The sequence below is a fragment of the Comamonas sp. w2-DMI genome, from assembly GCF_040187735.1.
GTDB classification, from domain to species: Bacteria; Pseudomonadota; Gammaproteobacteria; order Burkholderiales; family Burkholderiaceae_C; genus Comamonas; species Comamonas terrae.
In genome coordinates this window covers 1-13,441 of the sequence record NZ_JBANEL010000050.1, presented here as the reverse complement: position 1 = coordinate 13,441, position 13,441 = coordinate 1, and the positions used below count along the sequence as shown (strand labels likewise).

General features: G+C 56.8%; 12 protein-coding genes and 1 pseudogene. 7 read left to right on the top strand and 6 right to left on the bottom strand.

Going from position 1 to position 13,441, the window contains the following annotated elements:
* From V8Z74_RS25350 to tphA1I, 5 genes and pseudogenes are all read left to right on the top strand, one after another.
* Positions 1–768: Bug family tripartite tricarboxylate transporter substrate binding protein (locus V8Z74_RS25350; protein ID WP_349712098.1), on the top strand; the 768-nt coding region annotated here is incomplete at its 5' end.
* Positions 769–783: 15 nt separating this feature from the next.
* Positions 784–2,025 (top strand): terephthalate 1,2-dioxygenase terminal oxygenase subunit alpha TphA2I, encoded by a 1,242-nt coding sequence (tphA2I, locus tag V8Z74_RS25345; RefSeq protein ID WP_034369204.1) that lies wholly within the window; start codon positions 784–786, stop codon positions 2,023–2,025.
* Positions 2,022–2,486, top strand: coding sequence for a terephthalate 1,2-dioxygenase terminal oxygenase subunit beta TphA3I (gene tphA3I / locus V8Z74_RS25340; RefSeq protein WP_034369201.1), 465 nt, complete (start codon positions 2,022–2,024; stop codon positions 2,484–2,486). The genes tphA2I and tphA3I overlap by 4 nt, the downstream gene beginning before the upstream one ends.
* Entirely contained in the window at positions 2,483–3,430 is a 948-nt protein-coding gene (gene tphBI / locus V8Z74_RS25335; RefSeq protein WP_034382993.1) for a 1,2-dihydroxy-3,5-cyclohexadiene-1,4-dicarboxylate dehydrogenase, read from the top strand. The genes tphA3I and tphBI overlap by 4 nt, the downstream gene beginning before the upstream one ends.
* Positions 3,431–3,439: 9 nt before the next feature.
* Positions 3,440–4,451, top strand: a pseudogene (gene tphA1I, locus V8Z74_RS25330) (terephthalate 1,2-dioxygenase reductase TphA1I).
* Positions 4,452–5,137: 686 nt separating this feature from the next.
* On the opposite strand, the gene V8Z74_RS25325 reads toward tphA1I, so the two are convergent.
* The 4 genes from V8Z74_RS25325 to V8Z74_RS25310 form a co-directional block, all read right to left on the bottom strand.
* Entirely contained in the window at positions 5,138–6,118 is a 981-nt protein-coding gene (locus tag V8Z74_RS25325) for a Bug family tripartite tricarboxylate transporter substrate binding protein (RefSeq protein ID WP_003054597.1), read from the bottom strand.
* A gap of 91 nt (positions 6,119–6,209) precedes the next feature.
* Positions 6,210–6,983, bottom strand: coding sequence for an enoyl-CoA hydratase/isomerase family protein (locus V8Z74_RS25320; RefSeq protein WP_349712095.1), 774 nt, complete (start codon positions 6,981–6,983; stop codon positions 6,210–6,212).
* A 7-nt stretch (positions 6,984–6,990) separates the two neighbouring features.
* The gene (locus V8Z74_RS25315; RefSeq protein WP_003054594.1) at positions 6,991–8,070 is read right to left on the bottom strand and encodes an acyl-CoA dehydrogenase family protein; all 1,080 of its coding nucleotides are present in this window, start codon (positions 8,068–8,070) and stop codon (positions 6,991–6,993) included.
* Positions 8,067–9,206 (bottom strand): acyl-CoA dehydrogenase family protein, encoded by a 1,140-nt coding sequence (locus V8Z74_RS25310; protein WP_003054593.1) that lies wholly within the window; start codon positions 9,204–9,206, stop codon positions 8,067–8,069. Before V8Z74_RS25310 ends, V8Z74_RS25315 begins: the two co-directional genes overlap by 4 nt.
* A gap of 98 nt (positions 9,207–9,304) precedes the next feature.
* Here V8Z74_RS25310 and V8Z74_RS25305 point away from each other — a divergent pair, with 98 nt between their 5' ends.
* Together V8Z74_RS25305 and V8Z74_RS25300 are read left to right on the top strand one after the other, a co-directional pair.
* The gene (locus tag V8Z74_RS25305; RefSeq protein WP_003054591.1) at positions 9,305–10,474 is read left to right on the top strand and encodes a CaiB/BaiF CoA transferase family protein; all 1,170 of its coding nucleotides are present in this window, start codon (positions 9,305–9,307) and stop codon (positions 10,472–10,474) included.
* A gap of 9 nt (positions 10,475–10,483) precedes the next feature.
* On the top strand, positions 10,484–11,101 hold the full coding sequence (locus tag V8Z74_RS25300) for a TetR/AcrR family transcriptional regulator (protein ID WP_080553882.1): 618 nt from the start codon (positions 10,484–10,486) through the stop codon (positions 11,099–11,101).
* A 45-nt stretch (positions 11,102–11,146) separates the two neighbouring features.
* Here V8Z74_RS25300 and V8Z74_RS25295 read toward each other — a convergent pair whose 3' ends face one another.
* Together V8Z74_RS25295 and V8Z74_RS25290 are read right to left on the bottom strand one after the other, a co-directional pair.
* Positions 11,147–12,103: a tripartite tricarboxylate transporter substrate binding protein gene (locus tag V8Z74_RS25295; protein WP_003054587.1), complete on the bottom strand. Its 957-nt coding sequence runs from the start codon at positions 12,101–12,103 to the stop codon at positions 11,147–11,149.
* A gap of 117 nt (positions 12,104–12,220) precedes the next feature.
* The gene (locus tag V8Z74_RS25290; protein ID WP_003054585.1) at positions 12,221–13,183 is read right to left on the bottom strand and encodes a tripartite tricarboxylate transporter substrate binding protein; all 963 of its coding nucleotides are present in this window, start codon (positions 13,181–13,183) and stop codon (positions 12,221–12,223) included.
* Between the last annotated feature and the right edge of the window lie 258 nt (positions 13,184–13,441).

Here is a 13,441-nt window from a genome sequence, read left to right as displayed (position 1 = left end):
AAGCCCGGGGCTGGTGGAAACATCGGTGCCGATCTAGTGTTCCGGGCACCGCCGGACGGAATGACTGTGCTGGCCTCCCCTCCGGGGCCCATCGCCATCAACCACAACCTCTATCAGAAGCTCAGCTTTGACCCGACTCGCTGGGTACCGGTGACGATTTTGGCCACAGTGCCCAACGCCCTGGTCATCAACCCGAAGCTGCCTGTTAAGTCACTTGGCGAGTTCATTGCATACGCCAAAGCCAATCCCAAAAAAGTGACTGTGGCGACGCAAGGCGACGGCTCCACATCTCACCTGACTGCTGCCATGTTTATGCAGCTGACTGGCACTGAACTGACTGTCATCCCTTACAAGGGAACAGCCCCGGCACTGATTGACCTGATCGGTGGCAATGTGGATGTGTTTTTCGACAACATCAGCTCGTCGGCCACCTACCACCAGGCCGGCAAGGTGCGCATTCTGGCCGTTGCCGACGAGCAGCGGTCTCAAATATTGCCCCAGGTCCCCACCTTCGCCGAGCAGCAATGGCCCGCCATGCAAGCCTTGACTTTCTTTTCTGTTGTGGCTCCCCCAGGCACGAGTGCAGAAATCGCACAGAGGCTTCAGAAGCAGATGGCCCAGGCTCTGTCATCAAATGACATCCGCAAGCACTTTCTGGAACAGGGTGCCGTGCCCTGCGGTTGGGATCCCACCAAGACTGCTCAGTTCATCCGCCAGGAAACCGAGAAGTGGAAGAAGGTGCTGAAGGCCGCCAACGTCAAGCTCTAACCCTTAGGAATCAACATGCAAGAATCCATCATCCAGTGGCATGGGGCCACTAATACGCGCGTGCCTTTCGGTATCTATACCGACACAGCCAATGCTGATCAGGAACAGCAGCGCATCTATCGCGGCGAGGTCTGGAACTACCTGTGCCTGGAATCTGAAATCCCCGAGGCGGGTGATTTCCGCACGACCTTTGTTGGTGAAACACCGATAGTTGTCGTGCGGGATGCCGACCAGGAAATCTATGCCTTCGAGAACCGCTGCGCGCATCGCGGCGCGCTCATCGCGCTGGAAAAATCGGGCCGTGCGGATAGTTTCCAGTGCGTCTATCACGCCTGGAGCTACAACCGACAGGGAGATCTGACCGGCGTTGCCTTCGAGAAAGGCGTCAAGGGCCAGGGTGGCATGCCGGCCTCGTTCTGCAAAGAAGAGCATGGCCCGCGCAAGCTCCGTGTAGCTGTCTTTTGCGGTTTGGTCTTTGGCAGTTTTTCCGAGGATGTACCCAGCATTGAGGATTACCTTGGCCCTGAGATTTGCGAGCGTATAGAGCGCGTGCTGCACAAGCCCGTAGAAGTCATCGGTCGCTTCACGCAAAAGCTGCCTAACAACTGGAAGCTCTACTTCGAGAACGTGAAGGACAGCTATCACGCCAGCCTCCTGCATATGTTCTTCACCACCTTCGAGCTGAATCGCCTCTCACAAAAAGGCGGCGTCATCGTCGACGAGTCGGGTGGCCACCATGTGAGCTATTCCATGATCGATCGTAGCGCCAAAGACGACTCGTACAAGGACCAGGCCATCCGCACCGACAACGAGCGTTACCGGCTCAAAGATCCCAGCCTTCTAGAGGGCTTCGAGGAGTTCGAGGACGGCGTGACTCTGCAGATCCTTTCTGTGTTCCCTGGCTTTGTGCTGCAGCAGATTCAGAACAGCATCGCCGTGCGTCAGTTGTTGCCCAAGAGCATCTCCAGCTCGGAACTCAACTGGACCTATCTCGGCTATGCAGATGACAGTCCCGAGCAGCGCAAGGTCAGACTCAAACAGGCCAACCTCATCGGCCCGGCCGGATTCATTTCCATGGAAGACGGAGCTGTCGGTGGATTCGTTCAGCGCGGCATCGCAGGTGCGGCCGACCTTGACGCGGTCATCGAGATGGGCGGAGACCACGAAGGCTCTAGCGAGGGCCGCGCCACGGAAACCTCGGTACGCGGCTTTTGGAAAGCCTACCGCAAGCACATGGGACAGGAGATGCAAGCATGATCAATGAAATTCAAATCGCGGCCTTCAATGCCGCTTACGCGAAGACCATAGACAGTGACGCCATGGAGCAATGGCCAACCTTCTTCACGAAGGATTGCCACTATCGCGTCACCAATGTCGACAATCATGCTGAAGGGCTTGCTGCCGGCATTGTCTGGGCGGATTCACAGGACATGCTCACCGACCGAATTTCTGCGCTGCGCGAAGCCAATATCTACGAGCGCCATCGCTATCGCCATATTCTGGGTCTGCCTTCGATCCAGTCAGGCGATGCAACACAGGCCAGTGCTTCCACGCCGTTCATGGTGCTGCGCATCATGCATACAGGGGAAACAGAGGTCTTTGCCAGCGGTGAGTACCTCGACAAATTCACCACGATCGATGGCAAGTTACGTCTGCAAGAACGCATCGCAGTTTGCGACAGCACGGTGACGGACACGCTGATGGCATTGCCGCTATGACAATAGTGCACCGTAGATTGGCTTTGGCCATCGGCGACCCCCACGGTATTGGCCCTGAAATCGCACTGAAAGCTCTTCAGCAGTTGTCTGCCACCGAAAGATCCCTGATCAAGGTCTATGGACCGTGGAGCGCTCTTGAACAAGCAGCGCAGATCTGCCAAATGGAGCCCCTTCTTCAAGACCTCATTCATGAGGAAGCCGGCTCGCTGGCACAACCAGTGCAATGGGGAGAGATCACCCCGCAGGCAGGCCTATCCACGGTGCAATCTGCAACAGCAGCCATCCGGGCGTGCGAAAACGGCGAAGTCGATGCCGTCATTGCTTGCCCCCACCATGAAACGGCCATTCACCGCGCAGGCATAGCGTTCAGCGGCTACCCATCTTTGCTCGCCAATGTTCTTGGCATGAACGAAGACCAGGTATTCCTGATGCTAGTGGGTGCTGGCCTGCGCATAGTGCATGTCACTTTGCATGAAAGCGTGCGCAGCGCATTGGAGCGGCTCTCTCCTCAGTTGGTGGTCAACGCGGTGCAGGCTGCCGTGCAGACATGCACCTTACTCGGAGTGCCTAAACCAAAAGTCGCTGTATTCGGGATCAACCCTCATGCATCTGAAGGACAGTTGTTCGGCCTGGAGGACTCCCAGATCACCGTTCCCGCTGTCGAGACACTGCGCAAGCGCGGCCTAGCAGTAGACGGCCCCATGGGAGCTGACATGGTTCTGGCACAGCGCAAGCACGACCTGTATGTAGCCATGCTGCACGATCAGGGCCATATCCCCATCAAGCTGCTGGCACCTAACGGAGCCAGCGCACTCTCCATCGGTGGCAGGGTGGTGCTTTCCAGTGTGGGCCATGGCAGCGCCATGGACATTGCAGGCCGTGGCGTGGCTGACTCCACGGCCCTCCTGCGCACGATCGCCCTGCTCGGAGCCCAACAGGTCTGAGGCCCTTCCATGAATTATCAAATCCATATCCACGACTCTGATATCGCGTTCCCCTGCGCGCCCGGGCAATCCGTGCTGGATGCCGCCCTGCAGGCCGGCATCGAACTACCTTATTCCTGCCGCAAAGGTAGCTGTGGCAATTGTGCGAGTACCCTGCTCGATGGAAATATTACTTCCTTCAATGGCATGGCCGTGCGCAGCGAACTCTGCACCTCGGAGCAGGTATTGCTGTGCGGCTGCACCGCCGCCAGCAATATCCGTATTCAGCCGAGCTCCTTTCGCCGCCTCGACCCGGAAGCCCGCAAACGTTTTACGGCCAAGGTGTACAGCAATACACTGGCGGCACCCGATGTCTCGCTGCTGCGCCTACGCCTGCCTGCGGGCAAGCGCGCCAAATTTGAAGCCGGCCAATACCTGCTGATTCACCTCGACGGCGGGGAAAGCCGCAGCTACTCTATGGCCAATCCCCCCCCATGAGAGCGATGGCATCACATTGCATGTCAGGCATGTACCGGGTGGTCGCTTCAGCGCTATCGTTCAGCAGTTGAAGTCTGGTGACACATTGGATATCGAACTGCCATTCGGCAGCATCGCACTGAAGCCTGATGACACAAGGCCCCTGATTTGCGTTGCAGGTGGCACCGGATTTGCACCCATCAAGTCCGTTCTGGATGACCTGGCCAAACGCAAGGTACAGCGCGACATCACGCTGATTTGGGGTGCTCGCAACCCCTCTGGCCTGTATCTTCCTAGCGCCATCGACAAGTGGCGCAAAGCTTGGCCGCAGTTTCGCTACATTGCAGCCATCACTGACCTAAGCAACGTGCCTGCGGATGCTCACGCCGGTCGGGTGGATGACGCGCTACGCATGCACTTTGACAACCTACACGATCATGTTGTCCACTGCTGTGGCTCACCAGCCCTCGTTCAATCTGTGCGCACAGCAGCCTCCAATATGGGCCTGCTAGCACAAGACTTTCATGCGGATGTGTTCGCTACAGACCCGACTGGCAACCATTAGAAGTAGCTATCCATTCGATATCAACACGGCGGGATTAAGGCAGGTATAAATGCATTCACGGCATTGACAGCGTACTTGCTTCCTTGCAGCCTGTGTTGATATTGACGCCAATGGTCGGGCCTTTCTAGCTAGCCCGGGCTACAGGTTTTTCCGCCGCAAATCGTCGCCGATCTCGAAGCTGCTGCACTGTTCGACGACCGTTTGCGTGCTGACGCCCTCCTCTCTTGACATTCGTGTTGCCTTTGACTTGCTACATCGACTCCATCATCGCCGGCTTGAATGCCACTTTGCTTACTAACGCTGGATTCGCCGGCGCATACACATCGCCACGAGCGTGCATGATTACATTCGCTACCGAGAGCATCTAGCTCAGATTGCAAGGACCGAGCCCGGCGGGATACCCGCTGAGAAACACCGCCTGCTCGGTGGCAGCGTAACCGTCCAACTCCTTAGGATCAATTCAAACCTGAGGCAATTTACAGTGCAACCTGACTCTGACAGTGATGGCCTGCTGGTAGCACAGCCAGTGGTTTTTCTTCAGGCAAATATGAGCGCCATGGGGGATTAATGATTAAGGAGGAGAATAGGATCTATTGGAGCGCATCGTTTCTTACTTTGTAGCTCCGAACCTCAAGGGCTAAGCCGTTGTCCGGAGCTTCTCAGAGGACCATTCAGTGAACGCAAGCTCACAGCTTTTCCAGGCCAGCCTCGGCAGCTGTTTTCTCCCACATCCCCTTTTCCTCGACCACGAATTGGCGAAAAGCCTGATTCTTCAAGGGCAGCACGCTCTGACCCGAGGCTTCCAGCGATTGCTTGAACTCGCTGCTTTTCAGCACCGCCTCCATGGCATCTCCCAGCTTCCGGCTCACGGCGGCATCGGTTCCCGTCAGCGCCACGATCCCGCTCCAAGCCTTGACATCCAGGCCGTCAATCTTCTGGAGCTTATTGGCATATGCGCCGGTGAGCACACCCGTCACGCCAATGGCTTTGATGCGCCCCGACTCGATCATCGGCACCGCCACGCTGGGAGAAATGAAGGCAAAGTCCAGAGAGCCTCCGCCAATGTCATTGATGGCGTGCGCATCGCCCCGATACGGAACGCCTGTCGCAACCACTCCCAGTTTCTTCTTGAACAGCGCAAGCGTCAGCTCCTGGGTATTGCTGACCGTACCTGCACTCAGCCCATCCTTGGCCTGCCGGGACTGGCTGATCAGCTCAGGGAGCGTGTTGAACGAGGAACCCTTGTTGGTGACCAAGATGGACGGATAGGAGGCAACGGCGCCGATGTATTCGAAGTCCTTCTCCACGTTGTAGGGAAGATTCCTGTAGCGCGCCGGCGCCACGCTTAGGCTGCCGCTGGTGATGAACAGCAGGGTGTAGCCATCGGGCTTGGCCCGCTTGAGCTCGCTAATGGCATTTTGGCCGTTGGCACCGGGCTTGTTCTCGATCACAACCGAGGTGCCCAGCTTCTTGCCGACTCCCTCGGCCACGAATCTGGCGGCCGAGTCCGTTGGGCCGCCCGGCGCGAACCCCACGATCATGCGTATGGGCCTGGCAGGCCAGGCTTCACCCGCGCTGGCTACGCCTGCCGAAGCGACCAGCACGGAAAATGCGCAAAGCGCAGAAACGGCCGCCCTGGAGGTGCTGTTCTTGAAGATATGGCTCATCGTCTTGTCTCCACCTTGGAGCCGCTGCGGCATGGGCATTCACTGCAACGCCCGTGCCGCGCAGGCCTCTGTTTTCGGGTTCTGGAAAGCCTCAGTCTTTGAAGACCGGATCGCGCCGGTCCCGTGCCGCAGCCACGCCTTCCTGTAGGTCTTGCGATGTCATCTGACCGGCCTGCACCTCGCTCTCGCGAGCCACGGCTTGGCGTATTCGCTCCAGCCGGCCACCCAGCAAAGTGGCCCTCGTGGTCTGCACGGCTCGCGGTGAGGAAACGGCAATCTCACGCGCCCATTGCAGGGCCGTGGCGCGTACCTGGTCTGACGCCACGAGCGCATCGACCAGCCCCAGTTCCAGGGCCTTCAGGCCGTCGATGCGCGCACCTGTGTAGAACATCCATGCCGCCTTCTGTTGGCCTATCAGCTGCGGCAGCGTGTACGACAGCGCAAAGCCGGGGTGAAAGCCAAGGCGGTTGAAGTTGGCGGAAAAACGGGCCTGCTCGCAGGCGATGCGAAAGTCGGCAGTCAGAGCCATGCCCAAGCCACCGCCAATCGCGGGCCCTTCAATCGCCGCCACCACCGGCTTAGTGCAGGCAAACATCCGGATCGCTTCCTGGTAGATAGGATTGAGCTGGCGTGGGCTGCGCTCCTTTGTGACGTTTTCCCGCTTCGAGAAATCAGCCCCGGCGCAAAACGACTTGCCGCTGGAACACAGCACGATGGCGCGCACCCTAGGATTGAGTTCAAAGTCCTCCCAGGCATCAGCAATAGCTGCAATCAACTCAACATCGAAAAAATTGTGCGGCGGCTTGTTGATCTCCACCACCCCGACGGAGCCGTCGACGGAAATATTCAAAATAGCTTCAGTCATGGAGTCCTCAGGCAGGTATGACACGCTCTGTCAAGGAGTGCCAGAAGCCCTCCCCCGGCTGCTTGGCAAAGGCCTGGCCCAACAGGCCCGCCCAGAACGCAGCATTGCCGAAATCCCCCCGCCAGGCCCAGAGGCGGCGCGTGGCGAAGTTCAGCGTATGCTCATAGGTGAAGCCGATGGCCCCATGCACCTGATGCGCAATAGAGGTACCGTTGGTCACGGCTTCGCCCGCGCAGACCTTGGCTGCAGCCACGCTGAATTCTGCGCTGGGTGCCACCAGGCGGTTGACATGGGGCATGTCCTTGCAGGCCATGACCGCGCTGGCGCGGGCCACGGCGACCTCTCCGGCCATCAGGGCCAGTTGCTGCTGGATGGCTTGGTTCTTGCCAATTGGCTTGCCGAACTGCACGCGGTCCTTGGCGTATTGCACCGATTGGTCCAGGGCGAACTCCAAAGCCCCCACCATCATGGCGGCGCGGGCTCCCGCGCCCAGCACCTTCACCGGATCGGCCAGATTGGTAAAGGGATTCGTGAACAGCGTATGTACGGGGGCCTTAGACAGAACCAGCCGGTCGGCCGCCATCTTGGAGGTATCCGTGCCCTGCTCCACGCACACGCCGGCCGCTGACAGATCGACCACGACCAGTTGCCCGGCATTGATGCCAATGACGACGAAGCCGGCGTGGCGCACCCATTTCACATTGCACAGTACTCCGGTGAGCGTCGCGGCATCGGCGTCCAGGACCAGAGACTGCTGCGCCTGGTCGTATGAAGCGATGGCCATGGGCCGGTCCGTGGTAAGGCCGACATTCCCGGCCGACAGGAGCAGATGGGCGATGGCGGTCTCGGCCACCGGCACAGGCGCCTGGTAGTAACCAAGGTTGTGGAGCACCGGGTAGGCATCTTCCCAGGTGGCTTCGATGCCGCCCATTTCTTCCTTGCTGAACAAGGACGTGAAGCCCGAGGCTACGACCTGGAGCCACAGTTCTTTCGGGAAGTCGCCCGCTTCCACTTTTTCAATCAAGCCTTTGTCGACTTCATTGGCAAACAGCCTCTTGGCTGCATCGGCGATAAATTCGTTACTCATCTCAGTCCCATTCCCCTGGCAATGATTCCACGCAAGATCTCCCGGGTACCGCCTCTCAACGAGAACGAGGGAGATGCCATCAGCAGGAAGTTCATGACCTTCTCCAGGTTCGACCCCGTGCCAATGTGTTCTCCGAATTTGTCGTGGGCGATGTTGGGAATGGACTGCTCCATCAGAGCACCCTGATCCTTGACCACCGAGGCGGCCAGGGCCGGGTCTTCTCCCCTGGACATCATCAGCGCAATGCCTTGTGACATCTGGCGCAGGGCTGCGTACTTGGCGATCAACTTGCCGATGGCCACCGTTTGATCGGTGGACTGCGGGTCAGCCGCATCGATCATTTCAATCAGAAGCTGCGTGCTGCTCAGAAAGCGCTCCGGCCCGGAGCGCTCGAACTTCAGTTCGCTGGTCACCTGCTTCCAGCCCTCGCCCTCCGTGCCTATGAGGTTCTCGTCGGGCACGAAGACATCGTCCAGCACCACCTCGTTGAAGATATGGGTGCCCAGTTGCGAGTAGATGGGATTGACCTTCAGCCCCGGGCGATCCATCTCCACAAGGAACTGGGTCATGCCGGCATGTCGGTCCTCGGTCTTGTCCCGCGTGCGGACCAGCGCCACCATGTACTGCGCATGGTGGGCGCCAGAGGTCCAGACCTTGGTGCCGTTGATCTTCCAACCGCCCTCCACCTTGACGGCCCTGGTACGGATCGAGGCCAAATCGGAGCCCGAGTCGGGCTCACTCATGCCGATGCAGAACGCGCATTCGCCGCTGACGATCCTGGGAACGATCCTCGGCGCCAGCGTCTCGGCCGCGTAGCGCATCAGCAAGGGCCCCATCTGCCGGTCTGCCGACCAGTGCGCCCCCATGGGTGCCCCTACCGCCAGCATCTCCTCCAGCATCACGTAGCGCTCCAGCATGGAGCGCTCAGCCCCGCCGTACTTGCGGGGCCAGGTCATACCCAGCCAGCCCTGCTGGGCCATTTTCCGGGTCATTCCGGAATCGCGTCCCGTCCAGTTATGGGCACGCTGCTCCTTGGAATAAGCAGCCATATGCTCGGCAATGAAGGCGCGAACCTCTTGCCTCAATGTCTCGCATTCCGGTGGCAGCTCACCCAGTTCGATGTGCAGTCCGTCCATGTTTCTCCCAACTTGTTTGCCGTCAAACAAATATATATATTCACAACATCGACTGTCAACTCAGTAGAAACGTGAGCCAACACATTCAAGGAGCAAGCATGGGACCTCTCAAGGGCATTCGCGTCATCGACCTCACCTCCGTGGTGCTGGGGCCGATGGCCACACAGGTACTGGCCGACTACGGCGCAGACGTCATCAAGCTTGAAGCGGTAGAAGGAGACCTGATGCGCGCCAACGGGCTGTCGCGCAACCGCGGCATGAGCTCCACCTTCATGAACCTCAATCGCAACAAGCGGTCCGTGGCGCTCAACCTTAAGACCTCCGAAGGTCTGGAGGCCGCCAAGGCCTTGATTCAGTCAGCAGATGTACTGGTCCACAACATGCGAACCAAAGCGATCAACAAGCTCGGTCTGGGTTATGAAGATGTGGCCCGGATCAACCCCAGCATCGTGTATTGCGCGGCGACCGGCTTTGGCGACGATGGCACATATTCGGGCCAGCCCGCCTTCGATGATGTGATCCAAGGCGCTTGCGGGCTGGCCAGCCTTGTCGGCCACGAAACGGGCAAGCCCGAGTACCCTCCCACACTATTGGCCGACAAGGTCGCAGGCCTTGCGACGGCCAACGCCGTAATGGGTGCACTGGTGCACAAGATCCGCTCCGGCGAAGGCCAATACGTGGAGGTGCCCATGTTCGAGACCATGGTCGCCTTCACCATGACCGAGCACATGGGAGGGAATGGTTTTCAGCCTTCTATCGGACCCGCCGGCTACTCTCGCCTACTCAAGGGAGGCCGCAAGCCGACTCCCACCAAGGACGGCTATCTGGCGCTGCTGCCTTATACGGAAAACCACTGGAAAGCGTTCTTCTCGGCCCTGGGCCGACAGGATCTGTTCGACAAATACGACCTGACGAACCGACATGAACGCAACAAGCGCATTCAAGAGCTGTATGCCGATCTTCGCTCCGTCACCGTCAACTTCACCAGCCAGGAATTGATGACTCTGTGCCGCAAGCTGGACATTCCCGTCACGGAAATCTTCAGCATAGACAACATCCACGAACACGAGCACCTCAGAAGCGTGCAATTGTTCGAAGTCCTGGAACACCCGACAGAAGGCAACGTGGTGGCCATTCGCCCTACGGCCCTCTTCAGCAAAACACCCTCTAGAATTACCCGCCATGCGCCCAACATCGGCGAACAGACCGATGAAGTACTCGGCGAGCTGGGCTACTCCGCGGACTTCATCCTCCAGACCCGAAAATAAGAATCCGTAATGTCTGCAGAACTGAAAACCTCGAAAACACAGATCCAACGCAAAGAAGAAGCTATTCGAAAAATTCTCGATGCAGCCGTTGACCTGATCGTGGTCCGTGGAGTTAAGGATTTGACCATGGCGGAAATCGGCGTCCATGCCGGCTACAGCCGCGGCCTGCCGCACCAGCATTTCGGCTCCAAGGAAAACCTGATCGAGGCAGTTCTGCATGCCATCATTGGCCGCTTCAACCAGCGACTCAGGGGGCGGCAACCGCCTGCGCCCGGCATGGAAAGCATCAAGTCGCTGGTTTCGACCTATCTGGAACGCGATGCCGAAGGCTGGAAGGCCTCCAAGGCCTTCATCATCCTGATGGCCGATGCTTCACTCATCAGCACCCGGCACAAGACCCTGATTCAGAAGCACAACCAGAAAAATATTGAATTCATCCTGAAGCATCTGGAAATTGAGAAGACCCAGCGCCATATCGAGTTCAAGATTCAGGAAAAAGACATCGCCACGATCATCATGGGCACAATGCGAGGACTGGCCTTGCATGCACTTAATGAAGAGGAAGTCGATTTCTCCTTGACCGCCCAATCGCTCAATTATCTGCTTGATGACTTGATGGTCAAGTAGGGCATCCTGCCTGCCGCTTTCAATGCGCCAGGGCCTTCACCATACTCAGACTTTCCTAGATTTCTCCAGGATGGACTTGAAACGGTTGAATTCCTTGCGCTGGAACTCTCCCATCTCATCCATGGAAATGGACAAAAATTCTCCGGGGCGTGATGCCTCATATGCCTTGCCTGCATCGGAAGCCTGAAATTTTGCCACTGCAGCGGCAAACTCCTTGATCCAGCCCACGTCCGTTCCCTTTTTCATATAAAGGGAAGTCCAGACGTATGTTTCGAAATCTTTATATCCCAGCTCCATCATGGTCGGGACCTTGGGCAACTCCTTGTCGCGCTTGTTCCCCGTAGTGGCCAAGACATTCAACTTACCGCCCCGGTACATCTGCAAGATGCCACCTATATCATTCAACCCCATTTCCAGCCGGTTGCCAATGATATCCGTCACCATAGGCGACCCACCCTTGTAATTCACCGGCGACACCTCGACACCCAATGCCTGGGAAAGCCACTCGGAAATCAGGCGGTATCCATCCGAATAATTACCCACAGCCAGCGGCGCTTTGATTTTTCTGTATTTTTCCTGAATATCCTTTATCTCATTGATGTCCGAGCCTTTTCCAGAAATCATGGCCACCGAAGAAATTCCCATGCCGTGCACCGGCACAATTTCCTTGAACGGGTCATAACCCAGGTTGGGATTGACGGCCGGATTGACCGAAACCACTGAGTTGCTGGCCAGCAGAACGGTGTTCCCGTCCGCCGGTTCAGCCAAGACAGTTTTCACGGCAATCAAGCCACTAGCGCCCGGCTTGTTTTCTACAACAATACTCCTATTAAGTATCTCACCCAATTTTTCGGCATAGAAGCGAGCCCCCTCATCCGATCCACTTCCTGCCGTGAAGGGAACGATGATTCTGATCGTTTTAGGGGCTGCGGCAACCACTTGCGGTATCAGGAAACTCCCCGCACCAGCCAGCAGCGATGTATTAAATATCCGTCTCTCCATCACTATATCCTTTGAAGATTCACGAAACACAGGATATCCCGCCAAGACAATCGATTAATAAAGTTCATTTTTCACAAATGATCCAGGCAGGGAAATAATTCTCATCCAGCCAACGCTTCACGCAGGATTTATTTTCGCCTTCTCTGCCACTTTTCTGAAACGTTCGTATTCAGCGCGTTGAAATAATCCAAGAGCTTCCAGTTTTTTGTCCAAAAACTTTCCTGCGCGCGCCCCCTGATAATCCTTGGCTTCCTTGGTCTTCTGCGACTCAGAAATAGCCGTTGCCAAATCCTCCATGACGGATCTTGGCGTTCCCATCTTCATCGAAAAAGCAGACCACACATAGGACTCCATTTCCATATACCCCAGTTCACGCATCGTTGGAATATGGGGTAAAAGATGGTCACGATCCTTACCAGTGATGGCTAGGATCTTGATTTTTTTTGATTTCTCCAAGGGAGCCACACCGGTAATATCGTTGAGCCCGATATCCAATCGATTTCCAATGACGTCTGTGACCATTGCCGCGCCGCCCTTGTACGGTACGGGAATTGACTGGATATTCAGTACTTGGGACAACCACTCGCCCACTAGCCGATATCCTTCCGAATAATTTCCGATAGAAATGGGGGACTGGCTATTTTTGTAGCGGGTCGTCAGATCGGAAAAGGAGTTAATTCCGGATTCATTGCCGGTCAATACCGCAGGCGACGAAATGGCCAGTCCATGCAAGGGCAGGAGCTGTTTGAAAGGGTCGTACCCAAGATTTTTCACCATCACCGGATTAACCGAGATCAGGGAATTGCTGCCCAACAAAATGGTATTGCCATCTGCAGGCTGCCCAATGACCTCCTTCACCGCCAGCAACCCACTGGCGCCGGGTTTGTTTTCGACAATCACCGCCCGCTTGATGGTCCTGGAAAGCTGATCTGCATAGAAGCGCGCGCCGTCATCCGAACCGCTACCGGCACTGAACGGCACGATGATCCGGATGGCCTTGCCCTGCGCCAGGGACAAATATGGGAAAACCATGGCCGACGTTGTCAGTGCCAAGTTCTTGGAAAAATCTCTACGTTTCAACTCGACTCCTTCGGGTCTGCGCGCTCACCATGAAACCCTCAAGTGACGCGAACTGAGCAATTTTCTAAATATTTGCTTGTTGGATAACAAACATAAATTTACATACAAACCATGCGCACCAAAACTAGTAAAAACACCACAAACCTCAGGTCTGTGCTTGGGGTCTCCTCGTTTTCAGTGCAATAAGTGACGGTACGAAAAGCTAGCACTGGCGCGGAGGTGGTGTTGGTAGATCGTTGATTTCATTGACTTTCCTGT

Excerpts from the sequence above, each read along its gene's own strand:
- tphA2I (WP_034369204.1), top strand. The coding sequence starts at position 784 with ATGCAAGAATCCATCATCCAGTGGCATGGGGCCACTAATACGCGCGTG.
- tphA3I (WP_034369201.1), top strand. The coding sequence starts at position 2,022 with ATGATCAATGAAATTCAAATCGCGGCCTTCAATGCCGCTTACGCGAAG.
- tphBI (WP_034382993.1), top strand. The coding sequence starts at position 2,483 with ATGACAATAGTGCACCGTAGATTGGCTTTGGCCATCGGCGACCCCCAC.
- V8Z74_RS25325 (WP_003054597.1), bottom strand. The coding sequence starts at position 6,118 with ATGAGCCATATCTTCAAGAACAGCACCTCCAGGGCGGCCGTTTCTGCG.
- V8Z74_RS25320 (WP_349712095.1), bottom strand. The coding sequence starts at position 6,983 with ATGACTGAAGCTATTTTGAATATTTCCGTCGACGGCTCCGTCGGGGTG.
- V8Z74_RS25315 (WP_003054594.1), bottom strand. The coding sequence starts at position 8,070 with ATGAGTAACGAATTTATCGCCGATGCAGCCAAGAGGCTGTTTGCCAAT.
- V8Z74_RS25310 (WP_003054593.1), bottom strand. The coding sequence starts at position 9,206 with ATGGACGGACTGCACATCGAACTGGGTGAGCTGCCACCGGAATGCGAG.
- V8Z74_RS25305 (WP_003054591.1), top strand. The coding sequence starts at position 9,305 with ATGGGACCTCTCAAGGGCATTCGCGTCATCGACCTCACCTCCGTGGTG.
- V8Z74_RS25300 (WP_080553882.1), top strand. The coding sequence starts at position 10,484 with ATGTCTGCAGAACTGAAAACCTCGAAAACACAGATCCAACGCAAAGAA.
- V8Z74_RS25295 (WP_003054587.1), bottom strand. The coding sequence starts at position 12,103 with ATGGAGAGACGGATATTTAATACATCGCTGCTGGCTGGTGCGGGGAGT.